Origin of the sequence: Borrelia coriaceae, from assembly GCF_023035295.1 — a bacterium.
In the GTDB taxonomy this organism is placed as follows: Bacteria; Spirochaetota; Spirochaetia; order Borreliales; family Borreliaceae; genus Borrelia; species Borrelia coriaceae.
Map to the genome: position 1 here is coordinate 284,094 of NZ_CP075076.1, position 13,865 is coordinate 297,958.

Below are 13,865 nucleotides of genomic sequence, written 5' to 3' on the forward strand. Positions count from 1 at the left end.
TTATTCCTTTTTATTAATCAAAGTCTTAATAGCCTCAGCAACAATCTTAGGATCAGTATTCCCAACATGCGAAATTTGCTCTGATAATTTACCATTAAACTTATTCTCTTTAATAGTTGCATCATATTTATTCAATTCTTTTGCAAGGCTATAATTGTCATTATCATTCATATCAATATTTTCAGAATAAAAGTTCATATTATCGGATTCAGGCTTAAAATCTTCATCAATACCCTTGCTTGTATTATCGTTCAAGCTATCATCTTTAAAAAGATCATACAAATATTTCTTATATATAAATTCAAGCAAAAGCCCAATACAGAAAAAAAATATAAACTGAAATAACGCTCTAAACAATACTGTAATAAAAGGCACACGAGCAAAAATTCCAAGAATAAACGCAATAATAAATGCAAATGAACTAAACAACAAAACATAATTGCTTTTCTTATTAAACAACATATTATCTATTCCATGCCAAAAAATTTAGATATAAAACCTATCACACCTCTTCTTTTTCTATTGTCAAGAGTAATTTCTTCAAGAGCAGCCACAATAAAATCAAGACAATAGCTAGCCTTGCTATTAGGATTTAATAAAATAAAAGGTCTTTGTTTAAAAACAGAATTTCTAATATTTTGATCTTCATAAATATACCCCAAATAATCAATATTTAAATTTAAAAACTGACTTGAAATATCAACAACTTTTTTAGCCACGACCTTACCTTCACTTATATTAGCCACCCTATTGACAACTAGCCTTAAATTTTTTAAATTTTCCATTTTATGAGATAAAACCTTAATGATACCATAAGCATCAGTTATAGAGGTAGGTTCTGGAGTTGTAACAATAACTACGTCATCACTAGAAAATAAAAACGAAATAACTTGCCTTGAAATTCCAGCGCTGGTATCTATTATAACTATATCATATTCATAAACTTTCAATAACTCCTTTATAAACTGATTCATTTCAGACTCTGATAAATCTAAAAGCTCCGTTGTCCCAGAAGCACCAGCTAGAAGGTCAATATTATATTCTGTCTTTGTTATTACCTCCTTAATACCTCGTCCTTGCATAATCATATGATAAATACTGTACTTAGGAATGACTCCAAGCAAAATATTGATGTTAGCCATACCAATATCTGCATCAAAAACTAAAACTTTCTTACCAAGATTTGCATATTTAATAGCAAGACCCACAGCAATATTACTCTTTCCAACTCCACCCTTACCACTAGTAACAGCGATAAATCTTGTTCTATTATTTTGGATTTTATCATCAATAACGAAACTAGCTCTATTATTCAATCTCATAATATCACGTAAACTTTGGGCCTGATCTTCCATCATACATTATCCTTAATAATAAGATTTACTTTTGAGCTTTCGAATAAATTCAACATCATCATTTATTCTATATCCATTTATCTTTTTAATAAAAGTAAGAGGTTCTGCAATGCTAATATTATGAGGGACAATTTGCCCATCAGTAACATAAGAAACTTCCTTTCTCATTTCATGAATTAAACTTATTAAATTGCCAACACATGTTGTCTCATCTAATTTTGTAAAAATTACGGTCTTATAGCTAAAGGGAGAAAATTGATGAAATATTTCTTTAATGTCTGCTGTCTTTGTAGTAGAGCTCACAGCTAAATGAAATTCAGCATCACGACCACAGGCATTAAGAAGTTCCTTCATCTCAGCAAGTTTCATAAAATCTTTAGGACTTTTACCAATCGTATCAATAAGGACAAGATCAAAATCTTTTGATTGCGTAATTTCTTCTTTTAAATCTTTAAAAGATTCAATTGCCTTAACAGGAATGCCCATAATATCACCATATGTTTGAATTTGTTTTTTAGCTCCTATACGATAGTTATCAATGGTAATAATCTTAATATTTAAGCTCTTATCATCACTATTAATTCCATAAATTGCTGCAAGTTTTGCAATAGTGGTAGTTTTCCCAACACCCGTTGGCCCAACTAAAATAAAGATTCTTTTTTTAAGATTATCGATAAGAGATCCTGAACATTTAATAGTCTTAGCAATATAGACTATAACACTATCCTTAACTTTCTCATAATCATCAAGATCTGATAAACTAAATTCTCTCTTAATAAAATTATTAATATCTCTAATATAACTTTCAGAAAAATCATTACTACGTAAAATATCTTCTATTTTTAAAATAGTTGGATGATTAATTTCTTCCTTTTTATGTGCAAGTTCGTTTTTAAGGGATTTAACTTCCTTAATTACATCTTCAATTGAAGAACTCTCTTCTTTTTTAATGCTTTGAAGAATCTTGCGCTTTTCCTCTTCAACATTTATTTGCTGTTGCCCAATATCATATCTAACATAACCTGAAACTTCAATCCAATCTCTACTAAATAAACCAAATATTCCCCCATGAGCTATTGTCTTATAAGTCATAACCCTAGCATTTTTTCCATACTTTCTCTTAACGCTTTCTATGACCTCATTATAGGTAGGACCTCTTTCTGTAAAATACTGTACCATAATACTACTCTTCAACCTCTACTGTTTTAAGCACATTAACTTTAACATTTTTAGGGACCTCTAAAACGGATATGACAACAATATCTGAAAGTTCTCTACTGATTAAGACCCTTATTACAGGTCGTGCAGATTCACTTGACAATATAACAGGATAATATCCTTGTGATTGAACTTCATTTACAAGTCTAAAAAGTTCATAAATAAATTTAGTTTTTAAATTTGGTTCAAGGGAACTTACAAGATCGTTATTGGCCTCAAATCGTGAATCAATTATTTTTTGCTCAAATTCTGGCTTTATGGTTATTACATTAAGTTCTAAATTAGAATCTAAATACCCACTAACTATTTGCCTTCCAATTGCTTGTCTACACTTTTCAATTAAAAAGAATATATCTTTAGTAACACTTGTAAAGTCTGCTATTGTTTCAAAAATTGTAACCAAATTACGTATTGAAACTTGCTCTCTTAAAAGACCTTGTAATACTCTTTGAATTTCTCCCACTGAAAAGTCCTTTAAAACTTCTTCAACAATAGCACCATAATCCTTTTTAAAAATATCAAGAATATTTTGAACATCTTGACGCGTCAAAATCTCATAAGCATGCCTCTTAATAAGTTCAGTCATATGAGTAGCAATAATTGAAGGGGGATCAACTACGGTATAACCTAATTTTTCAGCAACTTCCCTCTCATTATCATTTACCCAAAGAGACGGAAGTCCAAATGAAGGATCTTTTGTAAGCTCACCTTTAATACCAGAATCAGAACCTACGTTTATAACTAAAAACTTACCTAACTTAATTTCCCCATGCCCAATCTCCACTCCCCTAAGCTTAAATGAATACTCATTTGGTGCAAGTCTCATGTTATCCACTATTCTAATTTTAGGTACAACTATCCCAAATTCAAGAGCAACCTCACGACGTATCTTTACAATACGATCAAGAAGTTCTGAAGTTTTTGAATCATCAACTATCGGAACAAGATTATATCCAATCTCTAAAGACAATGGATCTAGCGGAACTACAGGGGCAATTTCTTTATCAGCATAACTTAATATTTGCTCTTCTGCTTTTTGCTTCTCATGAAATTCTCTATTTCTAGCTAAGTTAGAGAGTGCATAAGCCAAGAATGCTATCAACACACTTAAAAGAATGAGTATAAATGTAGGAAATCCTGGAAGAAAGGCCAAAAATAACAAAAACCCAGATACAATCCAATAAACTCCTGAATAGGAAGTAAATTGTTCAATAATCTCTCCTCCAAAACTATTTTTTGATATTGATCTAGTCACAATAAGTCCTGTTGCTGTTGAAATTAATAACGCTGGGAGCTGAGAAACAAGTCCATCCCCAACAGTCAAAGAAACATAATTATTAATCGCATCGTTAACATTAAGCCCTTGAAGAGTAATCCCTACGATAAGTCCTCCAAGAATATTTATAATCGTTATTAAAAATCCAACCTTTACATTTCCCGAAACAAATTTAGAAGCACCATCCATAGCACCATAAAAATTTACCTCAGACTGCAAGTCATTTTTCTGCTTTGTAGCTTCCTCTTCAGTTAAATTTCCAGAACTATATGCAGAATCAATAGCCATTTGTTTTCCAGGAAGCGCATCAAGAGCAAAACGAGCAGCCACCTCAGCAACTCTTGTAGCACCCTTAGTGATAACAATAAACTGAACTGCAATTATAATAAGAAATATTATAAACCCAACAAAGAGACCCTCCGTCCCAGAACTCCCAACAACAAATGTTCCAAAGGCTCTTATCATTTGACCATCGAAATTTATTCCTTTTGTCAAAATTAATCTAGTAGAAGAAATATTTAAAACAAGACCAAAAATAGTCATAACAAGTAAAAGTGTTGGAAAAACTGAAAAATCCAGTGAGCGCTTAGAATACAAAACAATAAGAATAATTAAAAGACTAACCACCAAATTAACTGCAATCAAAGCATCCAAAATAAATGCAGGAAGCGGCAAAATAAAACTAGCAACAATAAGTATTAAGCCGACCGAAACTATTAAGTCTGCTTTGTTATTAAGTCCAAAATATCCTAACACAGAATTTTTTCTTGCATCCAACAACTTAACCCCTAATTAAATTTTTTAGCAATAGAATATACCCTCACAAGAATTTTAGAGACAATCTCCCAATATTCTCTTGGGATTTCTTCATTAACATCAACATTAGCATAAAGATCTCTTGCAAGTGGCTTATTTTCCATCACAGGGATATTATTTTCCCTTGCAATTTGTTTAATTACAAATGCAATTTCATCTTGACCTTTAGCAAGCACCATTGGTGCTAACATAATATTACTATCCCATTTAATAGCAACAGCAAAATGTTCTGGATTCGTAATTACCACATCCGCTTGAGGAACCGTTACTTTTAAATTAGAATTTAAAATCTCTCTCATTCGCTCTCTCATTCTAGAACGAAGCAGAGGATCCCCTTCCATTTCTTTTCTCTCTTGCTTTACTTCTTCTTTCGTCATTTTCAAATTTTCAATATAACGAGTCCTTTGAAAAAGATAATCCACTATACTAATAACCAGCAATACTAGTATTGAGAAAAAACATATCCTGTAAGCAAGACTTAATATAACAGAAATGCCATCTTCAAGACTATATTCAGACATTCTTGAGATTTTACCTATATTGCTTTTTAGCATTATATAATATATAAAAGATATTATAGCAACTTTTGACAAACTTTTAAATAAATTAAAAAAAGCGTCCAATGAACCAAACGAATTTTTAATCCATCTTGAAAAATTTGGATTTACTTTATACCACTTAGGAACTATAGGTTTAAAGGTTATCAAAAAGCCAACTTGCACAACATTAACTAAAAAACTTACTATAAATGATATCAAAAAAAATACAACTATATATCCAAATATCGATCTAATATACGCAAAAGCCAATGAATGGATACTAATTAACATTATTTCTGGAAGCTTAGAAGCTTGCAACCTAAAAATACCCATTAATTCGTAAGCAAAATAAGATAACATAAAAAAAAATACAGCAAATAATATGAACAGAGTAACTGCTGAATTAATTTCAATTGATTTTAATACCTGCCCCTCTTCTCTTGCTTGCTGTTTCTTCTTCTCAGTAGGAAGCTCAGTTTTACCATCATCTTCTGAAGCAAAAAAATTAAGAGGTATATACCAACTTTTACTTAAAAACTCATTGCTAGCATTCATTCTAAGGTCTCAGAAAATAAATTTAAAGCACTACTCATAGATTCTAAAGCAAGTTCAATTACCCTCCTAACAGCCATAACCAAACTTGGAAAACAGATATACAAAATAATTAATCCTAACCCCAACGAAACTGCAAAACTAATCATTAATAAATTAATCTGAGGAGAAGTCTTTGAAAGTATACCCAAAATCAAATATAAAAGTAAAAGTACTCCCAATATTGGAAGAGAAATGACTAAAGCTTTTTCAAAAAGAATAGCAAAAGAATAAAAAATTAACTTAATAAATTCATAATTTTTTATATTGACCATATTTTCAACTCTAACATTCAAAACAGAATCATGCACTCCAATCATAAAGAAACTCAACAAAATACCATTTGATAAAAATAAAAGCAAAAAAAGATAAGTAAATATTTGGGATATTACCAAATTATCCTCTTCTGCAAAAACATCAAAAATATTTGCATAAGCAAGCCCCATCTGATTTGAGAAAAAAAATCCAAGCAAATGAAACACATTAAAAATTATGCTTACAAAAAAAGCTTGGATAAGGCCTAAAATAGCTTCTCCTGCCAATATTAATGTAAAAGCAATCAAATTATCTAAAGGATAGGAAACATTGATTTTGTCTACAACAATAATAGATAGAATTAAAGAAAAGAAAAAATTTAAATACCCCATTCTTATAGTTCTAAAAAAAGGAGAAAATTTTAGAAAGAGAAAAATCCTAACAAATACAGGCAAGACCACAAAAGATTTTAAAATCAAAAAATTCATATTCATATGTTTAATCCATACATTATATGTTTTGGATTTGACTAAAAATCACAATAGCAAATTGCATAAGCTTTTTTAAAATCCAAGGACCAAATATAACAAGAGTTAAAAGTATTATGATAATCTTGGGAATAAAACTAAGCGTTTGATCTTGAATCGATGTAACAGCTTGAAAAATTGAAACTAAAAGGCCAACTATAAGAGCTGTAATTAACATTGGTGCTGAAAGGATAATAATATTCTCAATCGAAAGCCTAATAAGATAAATAATTTGTCCTGTCGTCATTTCAATCCTCACATGAAGCTTTTTACAAGCCCACTAGTAATTAAAGTCCAACCATCTACCATTACAAAAAGCATTAATTTGAATGGTAACGATATCATTACAGGTGGCAACATTATCATTCCCATAGCCATTAAAACTGCAGCTACAATAATGTCTATCACTATGAACGGCAAAAATATTAAAATGCCCATTTTAAAAGCAACTTTAAGTTCGTGCAATACAAAAGATGCAATAAGAACATGAGTAGGCACTTCACTAAAATTTTTAGGTCTAGAATAATTACTAATACTCATAAATAATCTAATCTCCTCATGCTTACTATTAGACATCTGCTTATACATAAAGTTTCTAAGTGGAGCAATTCCCCTATCATAAAACTCATTAAACCCTATTTTTGAATCCTTAAGAGGAACATATGCATCTTTATATATTATGTTAAAAGTTGGCCACATAGTAAAAAGAGTTAAAAATAAAGCCAATCCCATTATTAACTGATTGGGCGGCGATTGTTGAAGTGACAATGCCCTTCTAATAAAATCTAATACTATTGCTATCCTTAAAAAAGAAGTCATTAAAACCAAAAAAGCTGGAGAGAGAGTTATTATAGTTAATATAAATAAAAGCTGCAAAGGAAAAACTATTCCCCCGCCAGTAGAATTTACAAGATCAACAAACGGAAAATTCAAACCAGTAGTGGGCTGTAAAGACTTAGTTTGAGCAAATGAAAAATTTATAACTCCAAGAAATAAAACAAGACTTAATTTCTTACTCAAATTTAACCTCTAAAACTTTTTCAATCTATCCTGCTTGTTCTTTAAAGAAGTTTCAATATCATGCTCTAGCTCTTCACGCTCAGTCTCATCAAGCAATGAATCATATTTTTTATTCTTATATAACACTTTATTAAAAATTGATTTGAATGAACTTAAATTACTACGATTCTTAGCCTTATCAAGCTCAAATTTTAAACTATCTAATTCTTCCCCCCGTTTAATCTCTCTTAGCAAAATAGAAGAATTACTTGATATCAAAAATACATAAACATCGCCTAATATATTAATAATTCTTAAAGAATTTTTATTGTCTATCTCATAAAAAGCAAGCTCTCTTATAATAGCTGATTTGTCCTCATTGCTGATTTTACTATGATTGAAAATCATTTTTTTAAATAAAAAAATACAAATAAGAAAAAAAAGCAAGAACAAAAATATAGTAACTAAATCGGAAAGATTAACAATAGACACATTTTGTATATCCTTATTATTAAAACTAGACTTATCATCTTCAAATATGGGTAAATTAACTTCACTCTCTAAACTAGAAGGGGTAATATCTAAATTAATTTCCTTTTCTTGTGCAAATAAATTTTTGAAAAAAAATATAAAAACAATTAAAAACAAAAATTTTAATAAAGCTAAATTACTCATTTTTAATTTTAATTATTTCGGTAATTCTAACACCAAAATTCTCATCAATTACAACAACCTCTCCCTTAGCTACCACTTTACCATTTACTAAAATATCTACAGGCTCACCTGCAAGTTTATCAAGTGTAATAATCGTTCCCTCAGACATACCAAGTATATCTTTTATTTTACGCTCAGTCCTACCAAGTTCAACAGTAACTTGCATAGAAACATCCATCAAAAGACCAAAATTACTAGGATCAACACCCTCAGGCAAAGTATCAATTAGATCAGGAAGCTTAACACCTTTTATCTCAGGTTTTTCTTCACCAATATCATTATTATCATCTACAGCCATTAATTCACCTCTCAATTAAACTTATTAACACATTTAAACTTTTTAAACTATTCAACTTCTTCTGTAAGCTCCTTTAACAAGTCAAAATCCTCTACTTCACCAACTTTCTCTGTAATCTGAACTGCAATCTTATTTCCAACAAGACCCATTCTACATTTAAATTTCTCTTTAGTTCCTACCTTTAAGATCAAATCCTTATTTATTGGAGAATTTTCAAGATTAATCACATCTCCTTCTTCTAACGACAATATCTCTCTTACCTTTAACTTAACCTCTCCAATTTCAGCTACTAAAAGCATATCTGTATTTTCAAGCTTTTCTCTAATTACATCAAGATTTTCACTAGTAGTGCCCACACCAATTAAAGAATGCCAATACCTTGTTGAAAGCTTAGATACAATAGGCTCTATTGTAATATAAGGCAAACAAAAATTCATAAGCCCCTCAACTTTACCTATTTTAACTTCAAGAGTTACTAAAATAACCATTTCTGTTGGGGGAACTATTTGGGCAAATTGAGGATTAACTTCTATATGGCCAAAACGAGGTCTCAGATCGACTACCTGAGACCAAGCTTCTCGCATATTAGCAAGTATACGGATAATAACACTTTCCATTACAGACTGTTCTATTTCTGTTAAATCTCTACTCCTATCCTTAATAGTATCTCCATCGCCTCCAAAAAGCCTATCAACTATTGCAAACGCAATGGTTGGATCAACCTCAAATATAGCAGAACCCTTAAGAGGATCCATGTTAATTATTGCCAAAGTGGTAGGATTTGGAATAGATCTAATAAACTCTTCATAAGTCAACTGATCAACTGAAGCTACATGCACATGAACCATCTTTCTCAAAAGTGCCGAAAGTGAAGTTGTAGTATACCTTGCAAATGCTTCATGAAAACTTGATACCGTCCTTACTTGTTCTTTTGAAAATTTATCTGGTCTTTTAAAATCATACACTTTAACCTTTTGTTTTTTGCCCATAGGACTAGATATAATATTAGAAAGTGAATCATCTGATGATAAAGTATCAGATGAATTAATAGATTCTAAAAGACTGTCTATATCATCTTGTGATAATGCTCCCGGATTACCTGCCATTCAAAATTCCTTTTAAAAATCACATATCAAAAATATCAATCTGCGTTAATGCTATTTCTTTGATTTCACCATTTCTAAGAATACTATTAATTCTAGCCTTAAGTTCTGCCTTAATCTGACTTTCATTCTTGATCTCTTGCCCTGTTCTTTGACTAAAATATTCTCTAATAATATCTTTTAACCGTACTTTCTGTCTTCCAAGCTCATTTAAAATATTTACATTATTCTCAGCATAACCCAAGGCAAGTTTTATAACGAAAGTCTTTGGGGGGGTATCTTGAGTAGTTCCTCTAATTTCATCTATGCTCTCATACCATATAAGCATAGGAGGTTTCCCCAAATATTCATTAGAAAAAATTGGAAAATTATTAGGTGCCCCACTTTGACTTACTACCATCTTAGAAACGAAATAAGAAACTATTATCATGATAACAACAGTAAATAGTCCTATAGCTAATATTTGCAAAATTTTTATTATAACATCAGGTAGTAGCCCAATTCTTTTATTATTAGAACCACCTACATCCATACTACCATCATCTCTGTCAGGCATATTACCTCCTCTAAATTTCTTCTTTCACTGATAAAACATCATTATTGATTAATACCTTTAGTAGAACTCAAAGAAGCATCACTAGTAATTAAAATATCTATTCTTCTATTATAAGCCCTACCTTCAGGGGTATCATCTGTTGCAATCGGTCTACTACCCGCAAATCCGGATACCTCAAATTTACTCTCAATACTTTGTATCTTAGACTGATCAGTATAATTTAAAATCTGCTCTAACATATTTACTGCTCTTGCTGAAGAAAGCTCCCAATTGCTTTTCCAAGCCCCATTTATATTAACATCAATATTGTCTGTATGTCCTTCAATTTTAAAATTATACCCTTGACTATCTAAAAACCCAATAAAAGAAGCTATCTTTTGTATAGTTTCCCTATTCTCATTAAGCTTAACTTCAGCACTAGCTGAATCAAAAAAAGCATCGGCTAAAAGAGATACAACAATACCCCGTTCATGCTGCCTAACAATAACCCTATTAGACTGAATCTTTTCAATAAATTCAATAATAGACTTATTCTTAGAAGCCTGAGTAGCCTGCTTATTCTTCTCAGTAGAGGGTAGAGACATAAAACTATTGCTCAAATAAGAAAGCTTATTAATATCTAGAGTCTTCCCACCTTTAAAAAATCCAGAACCTGTAAATGAAGCTGACATTATTTTTAATACATTCTCCTTGACAATAACATCATTCAATGAAAACATAGTAACAAAAAAAACAAGCAACAAGGTCACCATATCTCCATAAGTCAACATATAATCAGGAGCACCTTCTGCACATTTTGAACGCTTTTTCCTAAGTTTCAATGCCATCATTCTCCCCCAAACATACCGCTTCCAAGGTTACTCCTATCCTTAGGAGTTAAAAATGTTACCAATTTTTGTTCTAAAATCCTAGGATTGTCCCCTGCCTGAATTGATAAAATACCCTCAACTATCATTGTCCTAACTGACGCTTCCTCAAGATCTATAGCCTCTAATTTAATTTGAATAGGAATCAACATTAAATTTGCCATTATTGTACCATAAAGAGTTGTAATAAGAGCAACAGCCATAGAAGAACCAAGAGCTGATCTGTCCTCTAAATTTCCAAGAAGAGCTATAAGCCCAATAAGCGTACCGATCATTCCAAAAGCAGGAGCAAGCTTTGACCAAGTTCCAAAAAGACCAGCACCAATTTTATGTCTCTCTTGCATTTGATCAAGTTCAAGATAAAGCATTGTTCTAATTATTTCAGGATCAGTACCATCAACAACAAGTCGCATTCCAGATTTAAAAAAGGGATCATTAATTTGATCAAGTTCATCATCAAGAGATAAGAGCCCTTCCTTTCTAGCTTTTTCTGAAAGTTCCACTAAATTTTTTATAATGGGAACCTTACCAAAAGAATTTTTTTTAAAGAAAAATCCTAAGTATGTAGGAATTTTTTTAACAGTGGAAATCTCTGATGAAGCCACAAGTGCAGAAAAAGAACCAATAACCGTAATAAACACAGAACTCAAATCCCAAAAAACGCCTAATCCTGTAGGAGTAAATGCCATAGAAATTAAAATAGCACCAAATCCAACTCCCCATCCAATTATACTAGCCAAATTCATAACCCAACTCCCTTATTCTCTTGTGTAACTCTGTCTAACAAAATAACCTCTCTCCTATACATCTTGATTTTATCCACAACCTCTACTATATCTTCTTTAACAACCAATTTTTTACCATTCATCAGAAGAATTGTAGTATCAGGATTAGCTTCAATACTCTCAATATGACAAGGATTTAAATAATACCCATCGCCATTAAGTTTAGTTACATAAATCATAAACTAAATCAAAAATTAATTCTTAAGCCTCACAAGCTCTTGCAATAACTGATCTGAAGTGGTTATAGTCTTAGCATTAGCCTGAAAACCTCTTTGAGTTACTATCATATCTGTAAATTGTTCAGCAAGATCAACATTAGCCATTTCTAAAACTCCTGCTCTAATAGTACCAAGACCTGCTAAACCAGTTTCACCTATCCGAGCCTGACCTGAATTACTTGTCTCACTAAAATTAGTATCACCTACTTTTGCAAGTCCTCCAGGATTAACAAATGAAGCAAGCGCAATTTTACCAATATCTCGCCTAATACCATTTGAATAAACCCCTGTTATTATACCATTTTGATCGATCTCATAACTTTCCATATATCCCATACCATAACCATCCTGCACAATAGCCTTTGTAGTACTTGCATCAGCAAATTGGGTAATCGAATCAGTATAACTACCAACATTTCCAAGTCTAAGATTAATAGTTTGCTGTTCACCAACTTCCCCAACATTAGCATTTACAACTCCAAAAGTTATAGGAAACTCAAGTAAATCACCAGGTTGACCCGCCTGACCATTTAAAGAAAGCAACGCACCTTCATTATTAAAGCCTATTGTAAAATTGGAATTTTCTTCACCATTAACTAAAACTGTAGCATTCCATGTATTAGGAGTATCTGTATCTTTTACAACTCTAAGCTCAAGAATACTAGTATTTCCAAAGTTATCATAAATAGTTTTATTGACAACCCAAGTGCCACGAGCAACATCCACTTCACTTGCACCTTCTTCAATTAGAGGTAATCTTTTATCAAGATTGCAGGCAAAAGTAACATGCTCAGTAGCCTTAGCACCCTCTTTATCTCCAATAGGAATAATTAAATCTTCAACATCAGAAGATATATTAATAACCTGTTCTCCCCCAATAGATTTTGCCATCCAACCTTGAATTCTCATACCATTTGCAGGATTCACAAGACGTCGATCAGAATCAACATCAAATGCACCGGCTCTTGTATAAAAAGAATTATTGCCATCTCTTAAGATAAAAAAACCATTACCACTAATCCCAAGATCAGAAACTTTTTGAGTGCTTTGAAACGACCCTTGAGTATGAATAGTATCAATAGTAGCAACACTCATTCCAAGACCAATCTGCTTTGGATTAACACCTCCACGCCCATCAGTAGGACGAGACGCTCCTGAAATACTCTGAGATATCATGTCCTGAAAATTAACTCTTCCTTTCTTAAACCCAATAGTATTAACATTTGCAATGTTATTACCAACAACATCCATCCTTGTTTGATGATTCTGAAGACCAGAAACACCAGAATATAAAGATCTCATCATATAATTACTCCTCCAATCCTACTGATAAAATATTATCATAAACATAATACTTGCCATCAATCATAATTTGTGGAATTATTCCAGTTTTAACATTTGTAACTCTACCTTTAACAATCTCGCCATCACCATGCTCAAATTCAACTATTTTTCCCAATAAATCCAATTCTTTACTTATGCCAAGAACGGATGCAAGACTCTCAAAAGATTTACTCATATTTGTCATTTGCTCAAGTGATGAAAATTGCGCCATTTGAGCAATAAATTCTTTATCTTTCATTGGATCTGTAGGATCTTGATATTTAAGTTGAGTAATAAGTAATTTTAAAAAATCATCCCTACCAAGATTGCTCCCTTTAATACTTCTTTGTACCCTAGAATTAGATACTTCCTTAGATTTACCTACACTAACTAAATTGTCAATACTATCAACTCTACTCATCTATC

At 31.5% G+C, this 13,865-nt stretch carries 17 protein-coding genes; all 17 read right to left on the reverse strand.

Annotated features, from left to right (window positions below; genetic code table 11):
- Genes bcCo53_RS01345 through flgD form a run of 17 tightly spaced genes read right to left on the reverse strand, consistent with a single transcriptional unit; the run spans position 1 to position 13,860 of the window.
- A complete protein-coding gene (locus bcCo53_RS01345) occupies positions 1–462 on the reverse strand; it encodes a hypothetical protein (RefSeq protein WP_025407927.1) in 462 nt (153 codons plus the stop codon).
- A 5-nt stretch (positions 463–467) separates the two neighbouring features.
- On the reverse strand, positions 468–1,355 hold the full coding sequence (locus tag bcCo53_RS01350) for a MinD/ParA family protein (protein ID WP_025407928.1): 888 nt from the start codon (positions 1,353–1,355) through the stop codon (positions 468–470).
- Between the two features lie 12 nt (positions 1,356–1,367).
- Positions 1,368–2,534 carry a flagellar biosynthesis GTPase FlhF gene (gene flhF, locus bcCo53_RS01355; RefSeq protein ID WP_025407929.1) on the reverse strand — a complete coding sequence of 389 codons (1,167 nt, stop codon included), beginning with the start codon at positions 2,532–2,534 and terminating at the stop codon, positions 1,368–1,370.
- 4 nt (positions 2,535–2,538) lie between these two features.
- Positions 2,539–4,629, reverse strand: coding sequence for a flagellar biosynthesis protein FlhA (gene flhA, locus bcCo53_RS01360; protein ID WP_155806470.1), 2,091 nt, complete (start codon positions 4,627–4,629; stop codon positions 2,539–2,541).
- An 8-nt stretch (positions 4,630–4,637) separates the two neighbouring features.
- A complete protein-coding gene (gene flhB / locus bcCo53_RS01365) occupies positions 4,638–5,759 on the reverse strand; it encodes a flagellar biosynthesis protein FlhB (RefSeq protein ID WP_025407931.1) in 1,122 nt (373 codons plus the stop codon).
- Entirely contained in the window at positions 5,756–6,544 is a 789-nt protein-coding gene (gene fliR, locus bcCo53_RS01370) for a flagellar biosynthetic protein FliR (RefSeq protein ID WP_025407932.1), read from the reverse strand. Before fliR ends, flhB begins: the two co-directional genes overlap by 4 nt.
- A 16-nt stretch (positions 6,545–6,560) precedes the next feature.
- On the reverse strand, positions 6,561–6,824 hold the full coding sequence (fliQ, locus tag bcCo53_RS01375; protein ID WP_025407933.1) for a flagellar biosynthesis protein FliQ: 264 nt from the start codon (positions 6,822–6,824) through the stop codon (positions 6,561–6,563).
- A gap of 8 nt (positions 6,825–6,832) precedes the next feature.
- Positions 6,833–7,597 carry a flagellar type III secretion system pore protein FliP gene (gene fliP / locus bcCo53_RS01380; protein WP_025407934.1) on the reverse strand — a complete coding sequence of 255 codons (765 nt, stop codon included), beginning with the start codon at positions 7,595–7,597 and terminating at the stop codon, positions 6,833–6,835.
- A gap of 9 nt (positions 7,598–7,606) precedes the next feature.
- Positions 7,607–8,251, reverse strand: coding sequence for a flagellar biosynthesis protein FliZ (locus bcCo53_RS01385; RefSeq protein ID WP_025407935.1), 645 nt, complete (start codon positions 8,249–8,251; stop codon positions 7,607–7,609).
- A complete protein-coding gene (gene fliN / locus bcCo53_RS01390; RefSeq protein WP_025407936.1) occupies positions 8,244–8,588 on the reverse strand; it encodes a flagellar motor switch protein FliN in 345 nt (114 codons plus the stop codon). Before fliN ends, bcCo53_RS01385 begins: the two co-directional genes overlap by 8 nt.
- A 47-nt stretch (positions 8,589–8,635) precedes the next feature.
- On the reverse strand, positions 8,636–9,694 hold the full coding sequence (fliM, locus tag bcCo53_RS01395) for a flagellar motor switch protein FliM (protein WP_025407937.1): 1,059 nt from the start codon (positions 9,692–9,694) through the stop codon (positions 8,636–8,638).
- Positions 9,695–9,713: 19 nt separating this feature from the next.
- On the reverse strand, positions 9,714–10,247 hold the full coding sequence (fliL, locus tag bcCo53_RS01400; protein ID WP_025407938.1) for a flagellar basal body-associated protein FliL: 534 nt from the start codon (positions 10,245–10,247) through the stop codon (positions 9,714–9,716).
- Positions 10,248–10,288: 41 nt separating this feature from the next.
- The gene (motB, locus tag bcCo53_RS01405; RefSeq protein ID WP_025407939.1) at positions 10,289–11,074 is read right to left on the reverse strand and encodes a flagellar motor protein MotB; all 786 of its coding nucleotides are present in this window, start codon (positions 11,072–11,074) and stop codon (positions 10,289–10,291) included.
- On the reverse strand, positions 11,074–11,859 hold the full coding sequence (locus bcCo53_RS01410) for a motility protein A (RefSeq protein WP_025407940.1): 786 nt from the start codon (positions 11,857–11,859) through the stop codon (positions 11,074–11,076). The genes motB and bcCo53_RS01410 overlap by 1 nt, the downstream gene beginning before the upstream one ends.
- Positions 11,856–12,077: a flagellar FlbD family protein gene (locus bcCo53_RS01415; protein ID WP_025407941.1), complete on the reverse strand. Its 222-nt coding sequence runs from the start codon at positions 12,075–12,077 to the stop codon at positions 11,856–11,858. The genes bcCo53_RS01410 and bcCo53_RS01415 overlap by 4 nt, the downstream gene beginning before the upstream one ends.
- 15 nt (positions 12,078–12,092) lie before the next feature.
- Positions 12,093–13,421, reverse strand: a complete 1,329-nt coding sequence (flgE, locus tag bcCo53_RS01420) for a flagellar hook protein FlgE (protein ID WP_025407942.1) — start codon at positions 13,419–13,421, stop codon at positions 12,093–12,095.
- 4 nt (positions 13,422–13,425) lie between these two features.
- Complete coding sequence (gene flgD, locus bcCo53_RS01425) at positions 13,426–13,860, reverse strand: flagellar hook assembly protein FlgD (RefSeq protein ID WP_025407943.1); 435 nt, start codon at positions 13,858–13,860, stop codon at positions 13,426–13,428.
- Positions 13,861–13,865 lie beyond the last annotated feature (5 nt).

What these genes read in the sequence shown, in the direction of transcription:
- bcCo53_RS01345 (WP_025407927.1), bottom strand. Translation starts at nt 462, where the DNA reads ATGTTGTTTAATAAGAAAAGCAATTATGTTTTGTTGTTTAGTTCATTT.
- bcCo53_RS01350 (WP_025407928.1), bottom strand. Translation starts at nt 1,355, where the DNA reads ATGGAAGATCAGGCCCAAAGTTTACGTGATATTATGAGATTGAATAAT.
- flhF (WP_025407929.1), bottom strand. Translation starts at nt 2,534, where the DNA reads ATGGTACAGTATTTTACAGAAAGAGGTCCTACCTATAATGAGGTCATA.
- flhB (WP_025407931.1), bottom strand. Translation starts at nt 5,759, where the DNA reads ATGAATGCTAGCAATGAGTTTTTAAGTAAAAGTTGGTATATACCTCTT.
- fliR (WP_025407932.1), bottom strand. Translation starts at nt 6,544, where the DNA reads ATGAATATGAATTTTTTGATTTTAAAATCTTTTGTGGTCTTGCCTGTA.
- fliQ (WP_025407933.1), bottom strand. Translation starts at nt 6,824, where the DNA reads ATGACGACAGGACAAATTATTTATCTTATTAGGCTTTCGATTGAGAAT.
- bcCo53_RS01385 (WP_025407935.1), bottom strand. Translation starts at nt 8,251, where the DNA reads ATGAGTAATTTAGCTTTATTAAAATTTTTGTTTTTAATTGTTTTTATA.
- fliN (WP_025407936.1), bottom strand. Translation starts at nt 8,588, where the DNA reads ATGGCTGTAGATGATAATAATGATATTGGTGAAGAAAAACCTGAGATA.
- fliM (WP_025407937.1), bottom strand. Translation starts at nt 9,694, where the DNA reads ATGGCAGGTAATCCGGGAGCATTATCACAAGATGATATAGACAGTCTT.
- fliL (WP_025407938.1), bottom strand. Translation starts at nt 10,247, where the DNA reads ATGCCTGACAGAGATGATGGTAGTATGGATGTAGGTGGTTCTAATAAT.
- motB (WP_025407939.1), bottom strand. Translation starts at nt 11,074, where the DNA reads ATGGCATTGAAACTTAGGAAAAAGCGTTCAAAATGTGCAGAAGGTGCT.
- bcCo53_RS01410 (WP_025407940.1), bottom strand. Translation starts at nt 11,859, where the DNA reads ATGAATTTGGCTAGTATAATTGGATGGGGAGTTGGATTTGGTGCTATT.
- bcCo53_RS01415 (WP_025407941.1), bottom strand. Translation starts at nt 12,077, where the DNA reads ATGATTTATGTAACTAAACTTAATGGCGATGGGTATTATTTAAATCCT.
- flgE (WP_025407942.1), bottom strand. Translation starts at nt 13,421, where the DNA reads ATGATGAGATCTTTATATTCTGGTGTTTCTGGTCTTCAGAATCATCAA.
- flgD (WP_025407943.1), bottom strand. Translation starts at nt 13,860, where the DNA reads ATGAGTAGAGTTGATAGTATTGACAATTTAGTTAGTGTAGGTAAATCT.